Origin of the sequence: Echinicola pacifica DSM 19836 (genome assembly GCF_000373245.1) — a bacterium.
GTDB classification, from domain to species: domain Bacteria; phylum Bacteroidota; class Bacteroidia; order Cytophagales; family Cyclobacteriaceae; genus Echinicola; species Echinicola pacifica.
In genome coordinates, this window is record NZ_KB890738.1 from 1 (window position 1) to 20,695 (window position 20,695).

Sequence of the window (20,695 nt, forward strand, 5' to 3'; positions counted from 1 at the left end):
AGTCTTTGGCGCCTACGCCGATACCTTTTACCAATCCCTGTTTCTTCAGGTCTTCCAAGGCCCGGTAGGCCTCCAAAATATCTTCAAAAAGCGCTTTCTCTTCTTCCTCTGTCTTCGCTTGCGCCAGGTACTCATCGGGATCATGCACCGAGGCCAGCTGAGTAGAATAGCCTTGCAGAAGCTCATTCCCCTCCTCAAAGCACTCCAAGATACCATTATAGCTGATCTTCTGCACGGCATCATGCTTCAGGTCTCTCCATACGCCTTTCTCAAACTGCGGCTCATCACCCAGCAGGGGACTTCTCACCCAGCCCAGCTTATTGCTGACCACCACCTGGTCTTTTGGCACGCCCAGTGCATTCAGCGCTGCGCCCAATGACTCCAAGGCCAGGCCAGCACCGTACTTCCCTGCCGAATCAAAAAAAGTCTGCGGCTGCGTATAACGAATGCTCTCCGCCACGATCTCCTGCTTTACCGAAGGATCCAGCGCCGTAAACAAATTGCCCAGGGCACTCGTGCCAAATACTATCGATGGAACTTCAATTCCGGTACTTCCTAATGTCTTTAATTTCATAATCAACTTCCTATTATTTTGGGAAAAGCATACCAAGATATCATTTTATTATCCCATACAAAACCCCTGAAGCTGACAGACTTGACTTTTCTCACCTGCAAAGGTTTCCGCAAAGCTTTGCAGGTAAAAAAAAAATGACTTTTTTTATAGAATGAAGAAAAAAAGAATCACCCTTAAGGATTTGGCCACCGAAGTGGGAGTTTCTATTTCCACTGTATCTCGAGCACTCAAGGATCATCCTGACATTGATAAGACGCTCACCAAGAAGATCCAAGCACTCGCTCAGCAGAAGAACTATATCCCCAACCCCTTGGCGATGGGGCTCCTTCGGCAGCAGACGCGGGTAATTGGTGTAATCGTGCCTGATCTCACCACTCATTTTTATTCTTCCATCATCACCGGTATCGAGGATGAGCTGCGGCTAGCCGGCTACTATATTGTGATTTCTTCCTCCAAAGAGCGGGTAGAAAAGGAGATAGAGTCCGTTCAGAATCTATTAAACCTCCGCATCGATGGGCTTATTGTCTGTATCGCTCAGGATAGTGAAAGTACCGAGCATTTTGAGAAGGTGCTGGACCATGAGGTACCACTGGTATTTTTTGACCGGGTCTGCCTGGAGAGGAAGGTATCCTCAGTGGTGGTGGACAATGTGGCGATGGCTAGGGACCTGACGGCTCACCTTATCGACAATGGCGCCCGACGTCTGGTGCACATTACGGGGCCCTCTCATCTGAATATCGTCCATGAAAGGGCCGAAGGATACCAAAAAGCCCTACAGCAAACCACCGTGGGGCCAATTTCCAGCCAAATCATCCATACCGATCTCAGTACTGAAAGCGCCGCCAAAGCCCTGCGGCAGCTGCTGACCGCTGAGCCCAGACCAGATGCTATCCTGGGAGTCAATGATACCGTGATCTTTGCCATCATGGACGAAATCAAAAGCCATGGGCTGAGCATCCCTAAGGACATTCTGCTGGCTGGCTTCTCGGATGAATTTCATGCCCGCGTCATTGAGCCCAAACTAACCTCTGTGGCCCACCCGACGCATGAAATTGGCCGGTCTGCTGCCCAGCTGATCTTAGAGCAGATCGAAGAAGGCCAGGCGATACACAAAAAAATTGTACTTAATACTGCCCTTCATATCCGAGCCTCCTCCACGCGGCAAAATTCTTAACCCGACCACAGAAAAACAAACTGGTCAGGAAGCGGTTAGTCTTTGGGAGTAGAACATACTAAAAAAAGAAGAGTCCCCTCAAAATTTTATTAATCGAATAAAAAATAGTTAAATTCATAGATGAACCCATTTCAATTATGAAAGAACATCCAATTTCCACCATTGCCCAGTCCTTGGAAGCTTCATGGAAGAGTTTCTTAGAGAATATTCCAGGCATTATTTTGGGCCTGGTAATTATTATTATCGGCTATCTGCTCGCCAGGAAGATTGGTGATCTTGCCCAGAATAAAATTGGCCGAAGGTCCAGTGATCCTTTGATGAGTCGGTTTCTAGCGAATAGCGTGAAGATCGGTATTTTTGTTCTGACGCTCATATGGGCTATGGATATTGCGGGACTGGGTCATATCACCACCTTTTTGCTGACCTCTCTGGGCGCTTCAGCCATCATTATCGGCTTTGCCTTTAAGGATATAGGAGAGAACTTTATTAGCGGCATAATCCTGGCCTTCAACCGCCCCTTCAATATGGAGGACACCGTGGAAGTGGGAGATCATTTTGGCAAGGTAAAATCCCTGGAATTTAGATATACCAAGCTGAAGACCTTCGATGGCAAGGACGTATATATTCCCAATAGCGATGTTCTACGAAAACCGGTCATCAACTATACCGAAGATGGTTTTTTCCGCTGGAGTTTCGTGGTAGGCATCGCTTATGAGGACGATGTGGACACGGCCAAATCACTCATATTATCTACTGTAAACGCCCATCCTTCGGTCATTCAGGACCAAATTCACCAAAGCTATGTCGCGGAGGACGAGCTGGCCGTGAGTACCGTAAACCTCAAAGTTTTCTTCTGGGTCAATACCTTTGAATTCAGAAAGGAAGCGGTAATGGTGAGAGGGCAGGTCATCAGAGATGTCAAGCAGGCCCTAGCAAGTCAGGGCTTCTCTATGCCTAGTGATATCATCGAAGTCAAGCTGTACGGCAGTCAGAAGGAATTACCTATACGCATCACAAAATAAAAAGCCCCAGAAAATTAATCCTGAGGCTCTTCGGCTGTTAGTGCTAATTATTTAGTTTTTGATCGTGTTATTTTCTACATATTCACCAAAGGCGGAATAGGACTCATAGAGCTTTTTATAGACCTCCACATTTGCTGGAATAGGCTCATAGACTTGGTCAAAGCCATTACTCATGGCCGCAATCGCTGCCTCGGTACTTGGGTGAATGCCAGCGGCCACGGAGGCATACATGGCTGCACCCAAAGCTGGCGCTTGGTCAGAGGTGGCGATTTTGATAGGCATATCGAGCACGTCGGCCATGGTCTGCATCACCAGCCTGGACTTCTTGGCCACGCCGCCCATTCCGATCACAGCATCGATGGTCACCCCTTCTTCCCTGAAGCGGTCCACGATTTTCTTTGAGCCGAAGCAGATGGATTCGACCAAGGCCTTAAATACCCGCGCCGCATCGGTGCCCATGCTTAGACCCATCAGGGCTCCCTTCAAGCCTTGGTTGGCATCTGGAGTCCGGCGTCCATTGACCCAGTCGAGGGCCACAGTCACTGATTCCGAAGGCGGTATCTGCAAGGCTTCCTCTGATAATTTGATCAATAGCTTGTTTTCTATTTCTTCGATCAGCGACTCTTTCTGAGATTGATCCAGGACCTTGCTGGCGCTTATCAGATCTGCTGCGGGATTTACCAGCAGGTTTTTGAACCAAGCGAGGACATCGCCGAAGCCCGACTGGCCAGCTTCCAGACCGATGGACCCTGGGATGACTGATCCGTCCACCTGGCCACATATTCCCTTCACCAGGTTTTTTCCTATTGCCTCGTAAGAGGCCACCATAATATCACAGGTAGAAGTCCCCATCACCTTCACGAGGGTATTCTCTGTCACCTCGCCACCCACAGCCCCCGCATGGGCATCAAAAGTCCCCACGGCCACCAGGGTATCGGTGTTCAGGCCCAGCTTTTCCGCCCATAGCGCACTCAGCTGGCCTGCGGGAAGGTCTGAAGTATAGGTTTCGGTATAAAGGCGATCTTTTAAGTCCGCCAATCTCGGGTCCAGCTTAGCGAGAAATTCCCTGGAGGGTAATCCCTCCCAGCTCTCATGCCACAGGGCCTTATGGCCAGCAGCACATCGGCTGCGCCTAAAAGTCAGCGGATCCTGCGCACCTATAAGCTCGGCAGTGATCACATCACAATGCTCCATCCAGCTATATGCGGCATCTGACACCTCCTCATCCTCACGGATGATATGGAGGATCTTAGCCCAGAACCACTCGGAAGAGTAGATTCCTCCCTCGTATTTGGTATAATCCTCCCCACCCCAGCTTCGAGCCAATTCATTGATCTCATCAGCTTCACGAATAGCGGTATGGTCCTTCCATAAGACCATCATAGCATTGGGGTTTTCGGCAAAGTCCGGCGAAAAAGCCAGCGGCCTAGCCTGAGCATCCACGGCCATCGGTGAGGATCCGGTGGTATCAACCCCTATGCCTTTGATCTGCTCAGCGGGGATTCCCGCTTGACGGATCACCTCACAGATGGTTTCCTCCAGGCCTTCCAAATGGTCTTTTGGATGTTGTCTGAACTGATTTTTGACTGGATCGCAGTATTTGCCAGCCTTCCAGCGTGGGTACCAAAATACATGGCTGGCTTTCACCTCCCCATTGGCGGCATTTACCATCACAGCCCTTACCGAATCTGACCCGTAATCAAGGCCAATGACAAAATTATCATTCATATTATTGATGCTTAATATTGATGCGACTTACTGCTTAATCTGCTCGCCGAGCTTGCCTCCTTGTCTAAGGCTACACTTACATCGGCTAAGATGCTATAAAAATCGCTTATTTTACTCGAAGGACTATCACGGACTTTGCTGGTACCTTTACTTTTAGCACCTCTTTATTCCACTTATAATCTTCAAAATCCTTAATGGAAACAAGGTCATTTTCCTCAAATGTATTATGGCTATTGATTTCCGGAGCCGTTAGGTAGCGGCCAGAGACATTTTTGGCCTCCGTACCGTTCAGCGTGACGTCCAGATCAATGGCATGGTCAGGGTCGATATTCGCAATACTGATGTTTACCGTGCCATCCTCAGATAGAGAAGTGGAGACATTTAAGGCATCCATTTCCACCCTTCCTGCTTTCACCTTGTCGGAGGACAATAAAGCTGGCAGCAACATGGCGTCCATATGTGGCTTATATAGGTCAAAAACATGATAAGTAGGAGTCAAAAGCATCTTATCTTCCTCAGTAAGGATCAGGGCCTGCAGTACATTTACCGTCTGGGCCAGGTTGGCCATATGTACGCGGTCGGCATGTTGGTTGAAGATATTCAGGGTGATAGCGGCCACAAAAGCATCCCTAAGGGTGTTTTGCTGATACAAAAAGCCAGGATTAGTATTTGGCTCCACATCGTACCAGGTACCCCACTCATCCACGATCAGCTTCACCTTTTTTGATGGATCATATTTGTCCATACGGGTGCCGTGATTGGTCAGAAGCTCATCCATAAAGGCGGCCTTCTGCAAGGTGCTCAGGTATTCTTCTCTAGAAAAATCCGTGGACGAACCCTTATCTCCCCAGCTTCCCGGGATGGTATAATAATGCAGCGACATCGCATCCATCATATTCAATGGAATATCTCGCATCAGGACCTCCGTCCAATTATAATCCGTCGAATTCGCTCCACCGGCGATTTTGTAAAGCTTAGATCCTGGGTAATCCCTCGCAAAAGTGGCGTATCGGCGGTACTCATTAGCATAGTATTCTGGAGTCATATTGCCTCCACAGCCCCAGCTTTCATTGCCTACACCCCAGTATTTGATATTCCAAGGCTTGTCTCGACCGTTTCTTTTTCGCAAATCCGCCATAGGACTTACTCCGTCAAAATTGATATACTCCACCCATTTTGACATCTCTTCCACAGATCCACTGCCCACATTTCCGGTAATATAAGGTTCGGTACCTAATAACTCCACAAAGCCAAAAAACTCATGCGTTCCGAAGGAATTGTCCTCCACCACGCCACCCCAATGGGTATTGATCATCTTTGGTCGCTCACTGGTGGGGCCTATGCCGTCTGTCCAGTGGTACTCATCTGCAAAACATCCCCCTGGCCATCTTAGATTAGGAATATCCAAGGCCTTCAATGCCTCAAAAACATCCTTGCGGTAGCCATTGATATTGGCAATATCGGAATCTGGTCCTACCCATATTCCCCCATAGATGCAGCGGCCTAAGTGCTCACTGAAATGACCGTAAATATGCCTGCTAATCTGCGTCTTGCCATGATCAGCATTGATTACCAGCTTACTTTGAGCGCTAGCTCCAAAGCTGAAAATCGCTAATACAGAAGCTATTAAGCCCTTTAATAAATACTTTTTCATGATCTTAATTTAGGTTTATTAATTATTAAGTGTCTAATTTACATTTTTTAATTGGTTTGAAAAAGCACAAAGCCAGAATTGCTTGGAAAATCAATAGCAGCAAGCTGAGTATTGCTTAGATTTTTCTGCACCAGTGCTTGGCCATCTGCAGAATCCATGATCAAAATCCAGGAACTCCCTGTTCCCGCAAAGGACAGATCCAATGAAAGTTTTTTGGCTTCTCCGGCATTGATCCCTGCCAGATACCAGTGATCGTCCCCCTTGCGGGCCATCACGGCATAGTCTCCCGGGTAGCCTTGGATAAAATTAGTTTCCTCCCAGGTACCCGGCAGGCTTCTCAGATAATGGAGCACAAAGCCCTCCTGCTTGAAGCTGCCTTCAGGGGATTCGGCCAGATGCTGTATTCCCGATTCAAAGATGACCGTAAGCGCCAGTTCGAAGCCTTTGCTGGTCTTCCGGTCTATATTAGGAATCTCATCCAATGACATGGGAGTAAAATCCATAGGGTCAAAAACATTCCTTGTGAAGGGAAGCACGAGGCAATGTCTGGCCGCCCGATCTGCAAATGCCTGTTCAAAAGTGATCATCTCAAATCCTTTGACCGCTTCCATCGTCATCAGATGCGGATAAGTACGCGCCCATCCTCGTGGAAGCGTGGTTCCATGGAAATTGACCATCAATTTGGCGTCAGCAGCATCCTCCAAAATATCAATATAATAACCGATCATGGACTGGCCATCCCCCCCAAAAAAGTCGATTTTTACTCCTGCCACGCCCATATCTGCAATCTTTTGAAATTCGGCTTGCCGGCCTTCTGCCTCTAGCAGCATTCCTCTAGGGTGATAGGGAGTCGTATTCCAGCTGCCAGCGGAATTATACCACAGGTGCACCTTTACGCCCTGCTCTGAGGCATAGGTCACCAGCTCCTGGATTTTTTCATAGCCTATAGTCGTATCCCAGTTGACATCGATCAGACAGTGTTCGTAGCCCATTGCTGCCGCAAAGTCAATATGTTCCTTTTGGATATCATAAGTAATCGAATTGTCCTTGCCGAGTGCCCAGCTCCAGGCGGCCTGCCCAGGGAGCACGAAGCTCATATCCTCTTTTAGTTGCTCCTCTGCCAGGTCGGTGCCCAAGGTGGACTCCACCACGGTTTTTAGGTCACCGGCAGCGATAATGCGCCACGGTGATGACCAGGGAAAAGTCCCCGTAGGCTTGGCAGGCCCTCCCGGAAAGGCCTCCTCATCGGAAGGGAAGATAAGAGAATACTCCCCCTCTGGTGAGTCTGCCGCCAGACGTGAGCCGCAATAATCTCTGCCCAATCCCGCCTCACTAATCAACAACCAGGCGCCATCAGTCTCAAATAAGGCTGGATATACCCATCCAGCACTAATCGGGGACGGCGTCCCCACTGGTACGCCCATTTGGTACTCCTCCTCATAAGAGGGATTGCTACCTTCCCAGCCGGTATTGACCTCGGCAATTGGCTGCATCCAGGCCTTGGCGCTGGCGGGAAGATTGAAGCTGGTCAATTCTTCATTTATTGTATAAATCTCCTCGCCCTCTCCTTCCAAATGATACTGAAAGGCCAGACCATCATTGGATAGCCGGAAGATGAGCGTCATCTGTTGGCCTGAGGGATTAGCAAAGGTGAAGGTTTTCTGATTGGCCTGATATTGTATTGATCTTGCCTTTCCATGCAGCAGCGTATAATCATCCTTTACAACTTCCAGCGCAGATACCTGCTCGAGATTGAGTTCTTTTGACAGGTCCATTTGATCCAATATCAAGCCCAAAGCGGACCACTCCAGCAGCTCCTGGTCTTCACGGATCAGTCTATATTGAATCTCCCCATTTTCGGAAAGAAGTTCCAGCCGCAGCTGCTCATTGGGGGAGGTCAGGCTCAGGTCCCGGGGGCTGCTGCATCCCGGCGAAAGGCTCAGCAGAATGATCACCGAAAGGAGTCGAAGCAATAGTGTAATGGTGCGGGGTCTATTCATAGTATTATTTCATTAAACGGATATAGTAAATCTTTTCAATCTGGCTTCCAGGCTTAGCCTTAAAGGTAATTTTCAATTTATCTGTGTCCTGATAAGCATCAGGGAGGACGAGGTCCAGCTCCTGACTTTCTCCCTCCACGGTATCCAGCAGGATAGTATGGAATAGGGTCTCATTCAGATACAGCTCAAAAGGCTGTTTCTGTGCCTTTGCAGGGAAAGTAAGTCTCAATTTTCGCCCTTCAAGCCTGGGATTCTTTAGTTCATAGCTAAACCATGCCGAGCCACTTCGCCAGAAATAGCCATTTTCATTACCTGAGAGGGTTTTCTCTCCTTGGAAGAAATGGTCCGACTCCGGCTGCTGCTCGCCAGTAGCGACCTGATCCACAGTTTCATGATCGAGGGCTAGCATCCACTCGTCTTTCTGGTTAAAGGAATTTCTTATTTCCGCCTCCATTCCTTTTGCCGCTAGCGGCCAATAGACCTGATATCGGGCATCATGAATGGTATAAAATGGCTTAAGGGTAAATTTCTCATCATGATCCTCTCCTTGCGAAAGTTCAAAAAACAAGGGCTCGGCGCCGGCAGAAATAAGTTGCAAGGCCTGCTCCTTCTCTGCGGTCAAGAGCGGTACTGCTGCGAGCGGTCTCATCTTCCCAGCAGCTATATGGCCCATTCGACTGCCATCCGCCAGTAAGCCCGGCATATCGTATGTTCCCGCTTCCGCGGCAAGAACAATCGGTCCATAGACAAATGCCCCCCAGTCCGAGCCATCGGGCAGAGTCTCCCATTTCATGGTCATGGGCATCTGCACTTCCAGCTTATCTTTATGATCCCAGATACGATCTATGCTCACATAGCTTCCCGGCTTCTGGTCCAGTGGAAGGACTTCGCCATTCAGCAGGATAGTTAACTGGCCTTCGGGCACCCAGGAAGGGTACCTCATCAGCAGATTGATTCTCTTGGACTCTTCTAGCTCAAAGTGAAAGGTGCTTTTTTCTTTCTCAGGGAAATCAGTTTCTTGTTTTAGCACTAATCCCATGTCTGCCCAGTCTAGCTCAGAGGGGATAAATAGATTGACATACAGGTCCTCCCTGGTATGCGCATAGATGAATTCACCATATTTAGCGTGATTTTCCAGACCCGAGCCGACACAGCACCAAAATCCCTCATGGGCTTGGGAATACACCCGATAATGCTCCGGACGCATGGGAGTAAAATAGACGAAGCCACCACGCACAGGGTGTTGGCTTGACAGGATATGATTGTACAGACCCCGCTCGTAGAAATCCACATATTCGACTGAGGGCTGAGCCATGAAGAGCTGCTCCGTAAGTCGGAGCATATTATAGGTATTGCAGGTTTCTGGGCCTTGGTTTGAGGACATCATAGAGGAGAAGTCATCGATGGGGTGAAAGTGCTCCCGCACGCTATTACCACCGATGGCCACCGTCCGGTTCTCTGTAACGGTATGCCAAAAAAAGTCGGAGGCCTCATGCCAGGAGTCTATGCCCGTGGCCAGGGCTATGCGCTGAAAGCCAATCACCTTAGGAATCTGGGTATTAGCGTGCATGCTGGTCAGTAGGTCCTGATGATCCACCAGAGGCTCCAGGAGCAGCAGGTGAGACATTTTCCTGGCCAAGTCCAGGTACTTCTCCTCCCCCGTCATGATGGCGACATCTGCAAATGTCTCATTGAGGCCTCCATGCTCACTGATCAGCAGCTCCTGTAGCTGCTCGTCTGAGAGGCTGCGGGTGAGGGCATAAAACCATTCGGTCAAGTCCACTAAAACTTCTCTGGCCTGTTCATTTCCCCCGATCAGATAGGCATCCCGCAGACCTGCAAAGATCTTATGAATATTATAAAGGGGTACCCATTTTTGGTTGAGTGAAAATCCTCCGGCATCGATTTCTCCGCGGCCTATCTGCTCCCACATGGCCATGCCACCAGGAATTCCTCCCACATAGCCATTTCCATTTTTCTGCTGCGCAAGGGCCAGGCTCTCCACCATATAATCCATCCTCCGCTTCATCTCCAGGTCACCCGTGCTAGCATACATCATGGCTAAGGCAGACAGATAATGTCCACCTATATGCCCATCCAAACCCGTATCCTCCCAGTTGCCATACCGTTCAGCAGCCCAGTCAAGGCCTGCTTCCTGCATATAAGGCGCCAGCAATCGGTCCACATCCATCTCCAGGATATACTTCCTATCCACCTCCTGGGCATTCTGAAATGGGCTAGGGTAAAGTCGTACTTGCTCCAATGAAAACAATTCCACCTGCTCATACTGTGGATAAGCCTTCTCGAGTCCTATCCCTATCAAGGAAATCGTGAGCATCAAGGATCTATATAGAAGTGGGGAAAATGTCATTTGTTTAGGTTTATGGATACTTATGATAAATCGGTATTGAACCTTAATACACTATAGATGGCCAGCCGGCATCATCCCATTGGATCTGCCGTGACAGGAGTTTCGGCTTCCCTCCTTCGTGAGCATCATAGCCGTGGAAGATCAGGTAATCTTTGCCTTCGAAGTGGTAGGCGGAATTATGACCGAGCCCAAACCAATCCTCATTGCCTTCCAGCAGGAGGCTGCCTCCGCCATTGTATAAGTTATTGCCTTCTTTGTCCAGATAGGGGCCTTGAATCTTCTCCGATCTGCCCACCATTATCTTATAGGTGCTCTCGGCTCCTCGGCAGCACAGGTCGAAAGAAATGAAAAGGTAGTAAAAGTTATTTTTCTTAAAAATAAATGGGGCTTCCACGGCGGCATCGCCGGGTGCTCTTTCGTTGAGTTCAAAAGTTCTAGGTCTTCTGGCTATGGTAAACCAATCTTCAGGGCCATTTCTCACGGATAGCAGGTCCTCCGAAAGTCGCACCAGCTTTATCCCTCCCCAAAATGAACCAAAAGACATCCATGCGGCACCCTCCTCATCCAGGATTATATTAGGGTCGATGGCATTCCACATATCCCTTCCGGGCACGCTTTGGAGGATAATGCCATGATCGGTCCAGCCATATTCCGGGGAAGCCTGGTTCAGGGTTTTGCTGGTTGCCAGGCCTATAGCCGAGGTGTTTTTGGCGAAGGAGGATATGGAATAATATAAATAATATTGATCCTTAAAATAAAAAATATCAGGGGCCCAAATATGATTCCCGAAGTCCGGCACCACTTCCGCTGCCCAGCGGGGAGCCTGAGCAAATACAGGTGCCTGCCTGGTCCATGATTTCATATCGGTGGACGTCCATATTGCGATGCCTTTGCCGGTGGAGAACAGATAATACTGCTCCCCTTCCCTGGCCATTACGGGATCATGGACGGATATTTCCTGGGCCGCGGAGGAGCCTATCATTAGCAGTAAGGAGGCGAAGAACAGTAGGGGATATTTCATGGTCATCAGGGCTATGCAAAAAGAGAAATTCAGTCACCCTTTCGGGTGACTGAATAGTTGGTTTATAGGAATTGATAGTTAGTATTAATTGATTGCTACATTCTCCACCTGAGAATACACCAGTTCTTCCACACCGGAGGTCTTCACACCCAGCCTTACGAAAAGGTCGGTACGTCCTCTTAGGTGATTGGGGACGGTGACTTCCACTGTGGAAGGCGCACCAATGGTAATCTGCTCAGCGAAGAATCGGCCCAGGTATTCATTCCTTACGATATCTGTAAGGGAGGTCCTCCCCAGATAGAGGTCGGCAAATTCCATATTGGCCATTTGGTTGACCTGGTCCACGGTAAAGCTCGCCCGGACGATAGTATCATTTATGATGCTGTAAGTGGGCTCGTCGATGATAAAATGAGGCATTACTTCAAGGTCCATGGTGAGGTTACCATTAATATTGACGTCTATGGAATCGGTCTGATCGAGCCAGGGGCCATTGCCACGGATAAGGGTGAGCTTATAATCACCGTCAAATAAGGTCGCCGTAAAGCTACCATCATGAGAGACATACACCGGGATTTTCTGAAAGAGATCATAGCCGTGCTGCCATAGCTCCAGCTGGACCCCCTGACTGCGCAGCCCCAGGGCCTCGCCATCATATACTATTCTGCCGCTTAGGGTAGATTTTGGTGCTTCGAAATTGTCATATGCACAGCTGGCAACCGTCACCCCCAGCACCATCATTAGGCATATTTGAATTATATTACGTTTCATAATAGGCTTATTTTTAGTGGAACGGATTTCTTACAATTTTTGGATTGGCATCGATGATATTCTGGCCAATCAAGGAATAATAATTCCCCATACGGAAGAATCTAGGTGCTCTAAATCGGGGAGCCACTTCCTTGGTAAATACATACTTCCCATCACGAGGGTCTCCCGGACGAATGACTCTGTAGGGATATAGTGCATAGGCCATGCTCTCAGGATTGTCCACACTTCCGGACCATTTGAGGTGGGCCACTCTCCAGCGTTTATAGTCCCAGACGATATGATCTTCGAAGGCCAACTCCACCCTTCTTTCATGGCGGATGGTTTCTGTGGTGAGAGTAGAGAGGCTATTCTCCCCAAATCCGGCTCTTTCTCGCAGGGTATTGATATAGCCTAATGCCTCGGCAGACTGGCCCAATTCGTGGGCAGCTTCGGCGGCATTCAGATAGATCTCCGCCAAGCGGAACCTCACCCACCATACCTCACTGAGATTTCCCCGGGTACTGGCTCCAGGCGTATCATCCACATATTTCCTCAGATAAAATCCGGTATTACTTACCTCCTGCAGGTTTCGATGCGGGCCGGCCTCGGCTTTAAGTATCCCTCCATCAGTATAGACAGAGCCCAAATCAGGCTGCTGATCGGCAAATTCTATCCTATCATATCCTGAGCCATTCCACTGCATCACCCCGGCCTGCATGAATACCTCCTGACCTCTAAAAGGCGCACCGGGGTATATGATGGTTCCGTAAAGCCTTGCGTCTTTATTGGCGAAGATATCTTCCACATTGTCATAATAGATATAATCGGATCCATCGGCGGTGCGGGTCTTCAGCGCTCCATCGCTTCCATCCAGGTACTCATAGTCTTCCACCAAATTCAGTATCGGTGTCAAAGCGGATGAGGCGAGGTTGTCCTCACGTACGGAGCGGGCGACATTGTCATAGGTAAACCAATGACGCTTATCGGCGGAGGCCAGAAAATCCTGCGCCCATAGCACTTCTTTATTCCCCGACTTGGATACGATGGCCTCGTAAAAATTCTCCCCTAGGTTGGGGTTATTTTGATACAAGCTATAGCCTCCTTCTTGCAGGATAATTCTGGAAGCTTCTAGGCATTTGGTAAAATAGGCGTTGGCAAGCGAGGGGTCTATGCCCACTTCCTCACCAGGCAAGCTAATAGGCGAGGGCATAAGGCTATTGTACTTGGCCAAAGAGCCTGCATATAGTGCCGCACGGCTTACCACAGCAAGGGCAATAAAGCGGTTGGCACGGGTGAGGCTGCCACCATTTCCCAAAGTGGGCATAATGGCCTCCATCTCACTGATCACAAAATCATATACTTCCTGCTCGGTATTCCGCGGGTATTGGAGGTAAGAGGGATCACCGCTGAAATCATAGATCAGCTCCTCGGTGATGATCGGTACGCCGCCCATTCTTTTGACATGGTCAAAATAAAGATAAGCGCGGATAAACCTCAGCTCACTAATAAACTGCGTGCGCTGCTCCTCTTTGAGGCTGGAGTAATTGTTTAATTTGTCAATGGAAAGGTTGATATCTCTAATCAGCCCATAATCCCACAGTCCCCATCGGCCATAGTCATAATCCAGCAGATTATTGAGCCAGTCATTGCCGGTATATCCTGACCAGATCGCCTCATCATAGGCAGCAAAATCCAGCCATCCGGCAGTTAGGCTGGTATGAGCGGGCAGCCGATCGTAGAAATTCGACAGAACGCCTGTGATGGAATTAGGATCATTCCACACCTGATCATCCAGCAGGATATTTGGTGGCTGGCGGTCCAGCCAATCGGATTCGCAGGAGCCTAGAAATAGGCCTGCAATGACCGCCATCGCTATTATTATTTTAGATAGTTTCATTATTTCGGGGTTTTAAAAGGTAAGGCTAAATCCAAGATTGAACAGTCGCTGTTGTGGATACACCAGGCCATTGGCGGAGCCGATCTCTGGGTCGATCCCAAATTCCTTAGTATTGTCAATAGAGAATAAATTGGTGCCATTGGCATAAACTCTCACATTGCCCAGGCCGTATTTTTCCAGGAATGCTTTAGGCACCTGATACCCTATTTCCAAATTGCGCAAGCGTAAGTAGCGGACATTTGTCAACCAGAAATCACTATGTCTGTAAAGGTGATCTGCACCAGCCCTGCGGATGGCGGGGTAGGTTCCTTCCACCCATTCGCTATCAGGATTGAATAGGTCCTCGCGGTGCCATCTGTCTTCCAGCATGAAATCCGGGGAATTCCCATTGTTTTGGAAAGGATATCTCAGCTCCCAGTTTCGGGTAAAGGACTGCATGGAAGCGCCTGCAAAACTGAAGTATAACTCAAAGCCCTTATAGCTGGCAGAGCCATTCAGGCCAAAGCTCATATAGGGATTTGCTCCTTCAGCATAGCCAATAGGGCGCTCATCCATATAATTGATCAGACCGTCTTCGTTGACATCCTTATAAATGAAATCGCCCGGAAGGACGTTTCTATTGCCATTGCCATCGATATCCACAGGATAATTTTCGATTTGGGCTTCATTTTCGAACCTTCCGATCACATTATACCCCCAGTTGATATTGGACCAGCGGTCATCCTGCATCGCTCGGTACTCATTCCAGGAGTTACCAAATCGCGGCTTATATTTCTCCAATACTCTCAATCTGGAGATGGTGGCATTTCCAGAGATGGAATAGTTTACATTACCGGCCTTGCCATTATAGGTGATGATTCCCTCTAGTCCCCGGTGCACGTCAGACTCTAAGTTTTCCGAAGGAAGGCCATAGCCTACCTCCACGGGCAGCAGCACATCATAGCGTCCTGCAGGAATGCCGGATCTTTTTCTTTCAAATACATCCGCCTGAACAAATAGCTTACTATTAAAGAAATAAGCGTCCACGCCGATATCAATATTGGTATTAGTGATCCACGATAAATTGGTGACAGGAAGACCACGAGGATCCACTCCCGGCACAAAGGAGCCGTTCAGTACGGCACTTCCGCCAGCCGTTGGGATGAAGTCATAGCCAGCATAATAACTGAAAGGGGCCACGATAAAATCATTACTTCCTATAAATCGGTCATTGCCTGACTGACCCCAGGAGGCTCGGAGCTTAAGGTCTGAGAGCACTTTTCCTTTTATCTGCTGCATAAAAGGCTCATCACTTACCTTCCAGCCTGCGGAGATTCCCGGGAAGAAGCCATATCGATCTTCCTCCGGAAAAAGGAAGGATCCATCATATCGGGCAATAAGCTCGACGAGGTATTTTTCCTTATAGTCATAATTAATCTTCGCCAGATAACCATCTCTGGCTTCCTGATAGATCTCATCGATCAGCACATCCTGATCAGCAAAGGACATCAGAGGTATATAGTTGTTTGGTGGAACGGTATGGACCACCATATAATTGGAGCGTTGATCCCATCTTTCGTAGCCTACAATGGCGGAGATATTATGGTTCTCAAAGTTCCTGGCATAGTTGATCTGAAACTGACCTACACGATCGACGGTATTCCTTTTTCTTCTCTCCCGCCAAGGGTTTTGGTTGCCCATGGATTCGTTGGTATAGTAGCTATCGGAGGCTTCATCGTAACCATAAGCATCATACCTGTATTCGAAGCCATCAAAGTCAAAATTGGTGAAATTATACGAATAGGTTCCTTTCATGGACAAGCCAAAGTCGAAGTCATATTCGGCGAAGAAATTACCCTTGATGGAGCGGGTGATTTCATTTACATAGCCAGTGATCTCCTTGGTATAGGTCGCTGGGTTTACGTTGATATTATGGACTTCCCCATTGACATATTCGGGATTGTCATTGGCGTAAGGGCGCTCTGTAGGCCACATGGTGAAGATACTCAGGAAGGGATTGAAGTAATCATCCAAGCCTGGCACACCCACCTGTTCGCGGTTTTCGATCCTGCCGCTCAGCTGAGCGCCTACCTTGAAGCCCTCCGCTAGGGTCATATCAATATTTGACTGGAAATTGGTCCGCTCAAAGAGGTAATCATCAATGGTCGCATCCTGGCTCAGGTGGCCGAGTGAGAAATAATACTTGGTATTTTCGGATCCACCGATTGCGCTGGCATTGATGGAATACTGTGGGACATTTGGCTTGATGATAAAGTCATAATAATCAGTACTCACATAGCCTTTCTCTGTTCCCTGCTCCCACTTGGATAGCTCCTCCGGGGAGATGCCCGGGGCTCTTCCTGCATTCACATTGGCCTCCGCGCTGGCACGCACATATTGGTAGGCATTGGCTGGCTGAGGATAGCGAGTGAAGTTCTGAAAACCATAATATCCCGACAGGTTGATCTCAGCCTGCTGGTTGGTTTTCCCTTTTTTGGTCGTCACCAATACCACCCCATTGGCGGCTCTCATACCATAGATGGCAGCAGAGGCGTCTTTTAGGATGGTGACACTTTCGATGTCATTTTGGCCCAGGTTGTTAAATTGCGCTGCATCGGAGGGAATGCCGTCAATCACAAATAGTGGCGTGCCCATATTCCGTATCTGGATGGAGGTGCTTGACCCTGGACGGGCATCTGTCTGGCGGGCGGTGATCCCTTGGATCTTGCCTACCAATGCCTCAGAAGTGGTCACCGAGGGAGTCCTGATCAGGTCTTTGGCATCCACTTCCCCTACAGCGCCGGTGATCGTCCCTTTCTTCTGGACACCGTAACCTACCACCACGACCTCTCCCAAATCACTGAGATTTTCGGCGAGGTTTATGGTGATATTGGTTTGATTGCCTACGGCAATTTCCTGGGATTTATATCCCAGAAATGAAATCACTAATACTGACTGGGAAGAAGGGACATCCATGGTAAACTTACCTTCCAGGTCGGTGGCGGCACCGATGGTGGTCCCTTTGACCAGGATGGACACTCCCGGAATGGGCGTGCCTTCTTCATCGAGTACTAGGCCTGACACGGTGATATCAGCAAGGCTGATCGTGGAGCTCAAGGAAGAAAGTAAGTGAGGATTGGGGGCTGCCCCCAAGGGCGGAGAGTGCTGAAACAATACTGCTCCAAGCAAAGCAAGTGCGCTAAAGCGCCTTAGTAAATTATCATAATTCATATAAATGGGGTTTATTGTAAATTTTATTGGTAAATAATACTTACACTTACCTGCCAGATGGCAAGACCAATCGCTACCAAAACCTGCCTTAAGATTCCAGCTTAGTTCTATTCATTGTTGGGTAAATCCGCAAACTGTGAGGCATCTTATTTAATAAGTGTAATAAAGCCACTTATTAATATTTTCGAATATTAGGGAATAAAATTCTTTTATACAAAAATTAAATGTTTTTTCTACACTAATAATTTACAGAAAAGCATTTTGAACAAAAGTATAAAAGAAAAAGCCCTTCTACGCTTATTATAAGCCCGCCACCATACTGCTCCGTTACTATGATTGTGCGATTATTTATCATCTGAGGTTCTGCCCTTTCAGGGCCAAAATCATCCTTACCATGGGCCTGGGATAAGGACTATCTATAGTGAAATAAAATTGATTGTAATTAAGGAATACAATCAATTTTGGCCTGCCATAATTCCCTTCCTATGAGCTGGGATCCTAAAGGAAACCTGGCTATGCAATTAAGCTTCACCGGAAATGGGCTTGCAATAATAGGTAGGGTCTTGAGCATTCTTTGCGTAAAAAAAGCTTATTGGCTGTCAGTAAGGAAAATTGTAATAAAATAATACAATAACTTTTGGCCTGCCATAAATCCCTTCCTATGAGCTGAGATCCTAAAGGAAACCTGGCTATGCAAATAAGCTTCACCAGAAATGGGCTTGCAATAATAGGTAGGGTCTATGGTATTCAAATCGTAGAAAAGGATTATTAGATATCCATAAGGCAGGTTGTAATTAAGGAATACAATCAATTTTGGCCTGCCATAATTCCCTTCCTATGAGCTGCGATCCTAAAGGAAACCTGGCTATGCAATTAAGCTTCACTGGAAATGGGCTTACAATAAATAGGTAGGGTCTATGGTATTCAAATTGTAGAAAAAGCTTATTAACTATCGGTAAGGAAGATTGTAATTAAGGAATACAATCAATTTTGGCCTGCCATAATTCCCTTCCTATGGGCTGGGATCCTGAAAGAAATCTGGCTATGCAATTAAGCTTCACTGGAAATGGGCTTGCAATAAATAGGTAGGGTCTATAGTATTAATAAACTTGAAATCACTAGCTATAAAAAGGGAAATGAGCAGATGATGAATGAGGGGATTGAAGAAAAAAGAGGCGAGTCAACATGGGACAAAAAAAGAAGGCAGAACCTATGCCCTGCCTTCTTTTGCAACTAATTATATAATAGAATGCCTTAATCTTTATCGTAGATTGCAGCAGGCCATTTGTCATTTCCGATATTTACATCCGGAAGAATCTTATCAGGGTCAATCTCTATGCTTTTTACGACTTTATCAGATTGGAAAAGGTGATTCCATTGATTTCCTCTTTGCCAGATCTCCACTGGAAGCTTCACTCTTTCGGAAGATCCATCCTCGAAGATCACTTCAAGCAATACCGGCATCGGCACCCCACCTCTATTGGAAAGTGCCAGTACATAATTGCCACCATAAGGATATACAGCGTCTATGGAAAGGTCAATATTTTCGGTACCATAGAACCAATTTTGCCAGAACCAGTTAAGGTTTTCTCCAGCCACATTTTCCATATGGTTGAAGAAATCCGTTGGTTGAGGGTGCTTATAAGCCCAGGTTTTGATATATGATTTGAAGGCATTGTCAAAGCGGGCATGGTCTAGGATGTACTCTCTAAGCATAATCAAACCTATACCTGGCTTCATATAAGCGGTCATGCCTAGGTTACTGGTATTGACCACGTCTGGATAAGTTTCTATGCCTTCGCGGGTTTCTCTATTGAACCAAGAAAGGTATTTACGGGTATGGTCGAGGTCGGCGGTATATTCGCCATCATTGAAGGCCTGAGTGCTATAGTGGTTGATGAAAGTATTGAATCCCTCATCCATCCATGGATAAAGACGCTCATTACTTCCGACGATCATAGGAAACCAGTTGTGACCAAACTCGTGATCGGTCACTCCCCAAAGGTCCTCGCCTTTGCTTTCGAAAGAGCAGAAGTTAAGACCAGGGTATTCCATTCCACCGATGTCTGCGGCCACGTTGGTGGCGGAAGCATAGGGGAATTCGAACCACATTTCAGAATAATGCTCGATGGAGGCTTTGCTATACTCAGTGGATCTGGCCCAAGCTTCCTGTCCATCACTTTCTTTTGGATAAACTGACTGAGCGATGATCGTTTTGCCACTTGGGAGGTCCACTTTTGCGGCATCCCAGATGAAGGCTTTAGAACTAGCGAAGGCTACGTCTCTGGAGTTTTCGATTTTAAATTTCCAGGTAAGGGTGCCATCCGATTTGGCGCGGGTAGCGGGGTCAGCCACTTCCTCAGCTTTCAGGATCTGCACCGCAGTATCACTTTTCATCGCCTGGTTTAGGCGGTTTTGCATTTCTTTGGAAAGCACTTCTCCTGGGTTAAGAAACTCTCCAGAGCCCACCACGATATGCTGAGCGGGGGCGGTAACGCTGTATTCAAAGTCGCCGTATTCCAGATAGAACTCACCAGCACCGAGATAAGGCTCCACATTCCATCCTTTCACATCATCGAATACTGCCAGACGTGGATACCACTGCGCCAGGGCATAAATGGTACCTTCTTCCACTTCCAATCGGCCCATTCTGTCCATTCCTTTGACAGGGATGATATAAGAAAAGTCCATAGAAATGGTCGCCTGCCCACCTTTGGCAGGGATAGGCTCTGCAAAGAACACCTGCATACGGGTGTCATTGATGACAAATCGGTTAGAATTATCACCTTTTTTGCCAACTTTTCCATTGATATTGGACAGCTTATAGCCACCATCCACATCTCCATTATAGCGATTACCCTGGATAGGAGTGGTTAAAGTACCTCTAGACTCCTTGGTAAAGCGGTTTTGCTCTAAGCTAAGCCACACAAAATCCAATTCTTCCGGGCTATTATTCGTATAAGTGATGCTGATCGATCCAGTGATAGAATGATCCTCGTCATTGAGAGTAACGTCTATCTTATAATCGGCCTCATTCTGCCAGTAATTTGGGCCTGGCTTGCCAGAAGCAGAGCGGAACATATTGCCTTTGCGGTAAATAAAATCTCCAAATTCTCCTTGGTTATTCTCTTCTACTTGCTGGGCCACCGCAAAATGCGCCATAAACAAGCTCAAAAACAGAACTGATAATTTCCCTAAAGTGTATTTCATATCTTGAGTATATTAAATAATGCTGCAAATTTACATAAACTATCACGAACAGAAAATGGATTTATTTCAGCGGTCGTAAATTAGGCT

12 protein-coding genes are annotated in these 20,695 nt (G+C 47.6%); 2 read left to right on the forward strand and 10 right to left on the reverse strand.

Annotation, left to right across the window (positions count from 1 at the left end):
• On the reverse strand, window positions 1–574 hold a 574-nt coding region (locus B050_RS0100005; RefSeq protein ID WP_018471809.1), incomplete at its 3' end, for an aldo/keto reductase.
• A gap of 151 nt (window positions 575–725) precedes the next feature.
• On the opposite strand from B050_RS0100005, the gene B050_RS0100010 reads away from it, so the two are divergent.
• Both B050_RS0100010 and B050_RS0100015 read left to right on the forward strand, forming a co-directional pair.
• Window positions 726–1,748: a LacI family DNA-binding transcriptional regulator gene (locus B050_RS0100010; RefSeq protein WP_018471810.1), complete on the forward strand. Its 1,023-nt coding sequence runs from the start codon at window positions 726–728 to the stop codon at window positions 1,746–1,748.
• A gap of 137 nt (window positions 1,749–1,885) precedes the next feature.
• Entirely contained in the window at window positions 1,886–2,770 is an 885-nt protein-coding gene (locus B050_RS0100015) for a mechanosensitive ion channel family protein (protein WP_018471811.1), read from the forward strand.
• Window positions 2,771–2,821: 51 nt separating this feature from the next.
• Here B050_RS0100015 and B050_RS0100020 read toward each other — a convergent pair whose 3' ends face one another.
• The 9 genes from B050_RS0100020 to B050_RS0100065 form a co-directional block, all read right to left on the reverse strand.
• On the reverse strand, window positions 2,822–4,498 hold the full coding sequence (locus B050_RS0100020) for a ribulokinase (RefSeq protein WP_018471812.1): 1,677 nt from the start codon (window positions 4,496–4,498) through the stop codon (window positions 2,822–2,824).
• A 106-nt stretch (window positions 4,499–4,604) separates the two neighbouring features.
• Window positions 4,605–6,152: an alpha-N-arabinofuranosidase gene (locus B050_RS0100025; protein ID WP_018471813.1), complete on the reverse strand. Its 1,548-nt coding sequence runs from the start codon at window positions 6,150–6,152 to the stop codon at window positions 4,605–4,607.
• Between the two features lie 47 nt (window positions 6,153–6,199).
• The gene (locus tag B050_RS0100030; RefSeq protein WP_018471814.1) at window positions 6,200–8,152 is read right to left on the reverse strand and encodes a glycoside hydrolase family 97 protein; all 1,953 of its coding nucleotides are present in this window, start codon (window positions 8,150–8,152) and stop codon (window positions 6,200–6,202) included.
• Window positions 8,153–8,156: 4 nt separating this feature from the next.
• Window positions 8,157–10,523, reverse strand: coding sequence for a glycoside hydrolase family 127 protein (locus B050_RS0100035; RefSeq protein WP_044201401.1), 2,367 nt, complete (start codon window positions 10,521–10,523; stop codon window positions 8,157–8,159).
• A 43-nt stretch (window positions 10,524–10,566) separates the two neighbouring features.
• Window positions 10,567–11,544, reverse strand: a complete 978-nt coding sequence (locus B050_RS0100040; RefSeq protein ID WP_044201547.1) for an arabinan endo-1,5-alpha-L-arabinosidase — start codon at window positions 11,542–11,544, stop codon at window positions 10,567–10,569.
• Window positions 11,545–11,628: 84 nt separating this feature from the next.
• Window positions 11,629–12,312, reverse strand: coding sequence for a DUF3823 domain-containing protein (locus B050_RS0100045; RefSeq protein WP_026235487.1), 684 nt, complete (start codon window positions 12,310–12,312; stop codon window positions 11,629–11,631).
• A 13-nt stretch (window positions 12,313–12,325) separates the two neighbouring features.
• Window positions 12,326–14,188, reverse strand: coding sequence for a RagB/SusD family nutrient uptake outer membrane protein (locus B050_RS0100050; protein WP_026235488.1), 1,863 nt, complete (start codon window positions 14,186–14,188; stop codon window positions 12,326–12,328).
• A 12-nt stretch (window positions 14,189–14,200) separates the two neighbouring features.
• Window positions 14,201–17,398 (reverse strand): SusC/RagA family TonB-linked outer membrane protein, encoded by a 3,198-nt coding sequence (locus B050_RS0100055; protein ID WP_018471819.1) that lies wholly within the window; start codon window positions 17,396–17,398, stop codon window positions 14,201–14,203.
• A 1,254-nt stretch (window positions 17,399–18,652) separates the two neighbouring features.
• Window positions 18,653–20,608 (reverse strand): M1 family metallopeptidase, encoded by a 1,956-nt coding sequence (locus tag B050_RS0100065; RefSeq protein ID WP_026235489.1) that lies wholly within the window; start codon window positions 20,606–20,608, stop codon window positions 18,653–18,655.
• Between the last annotated feature and the right edge of the window lie 87 nt (window positions 20,609–20,695).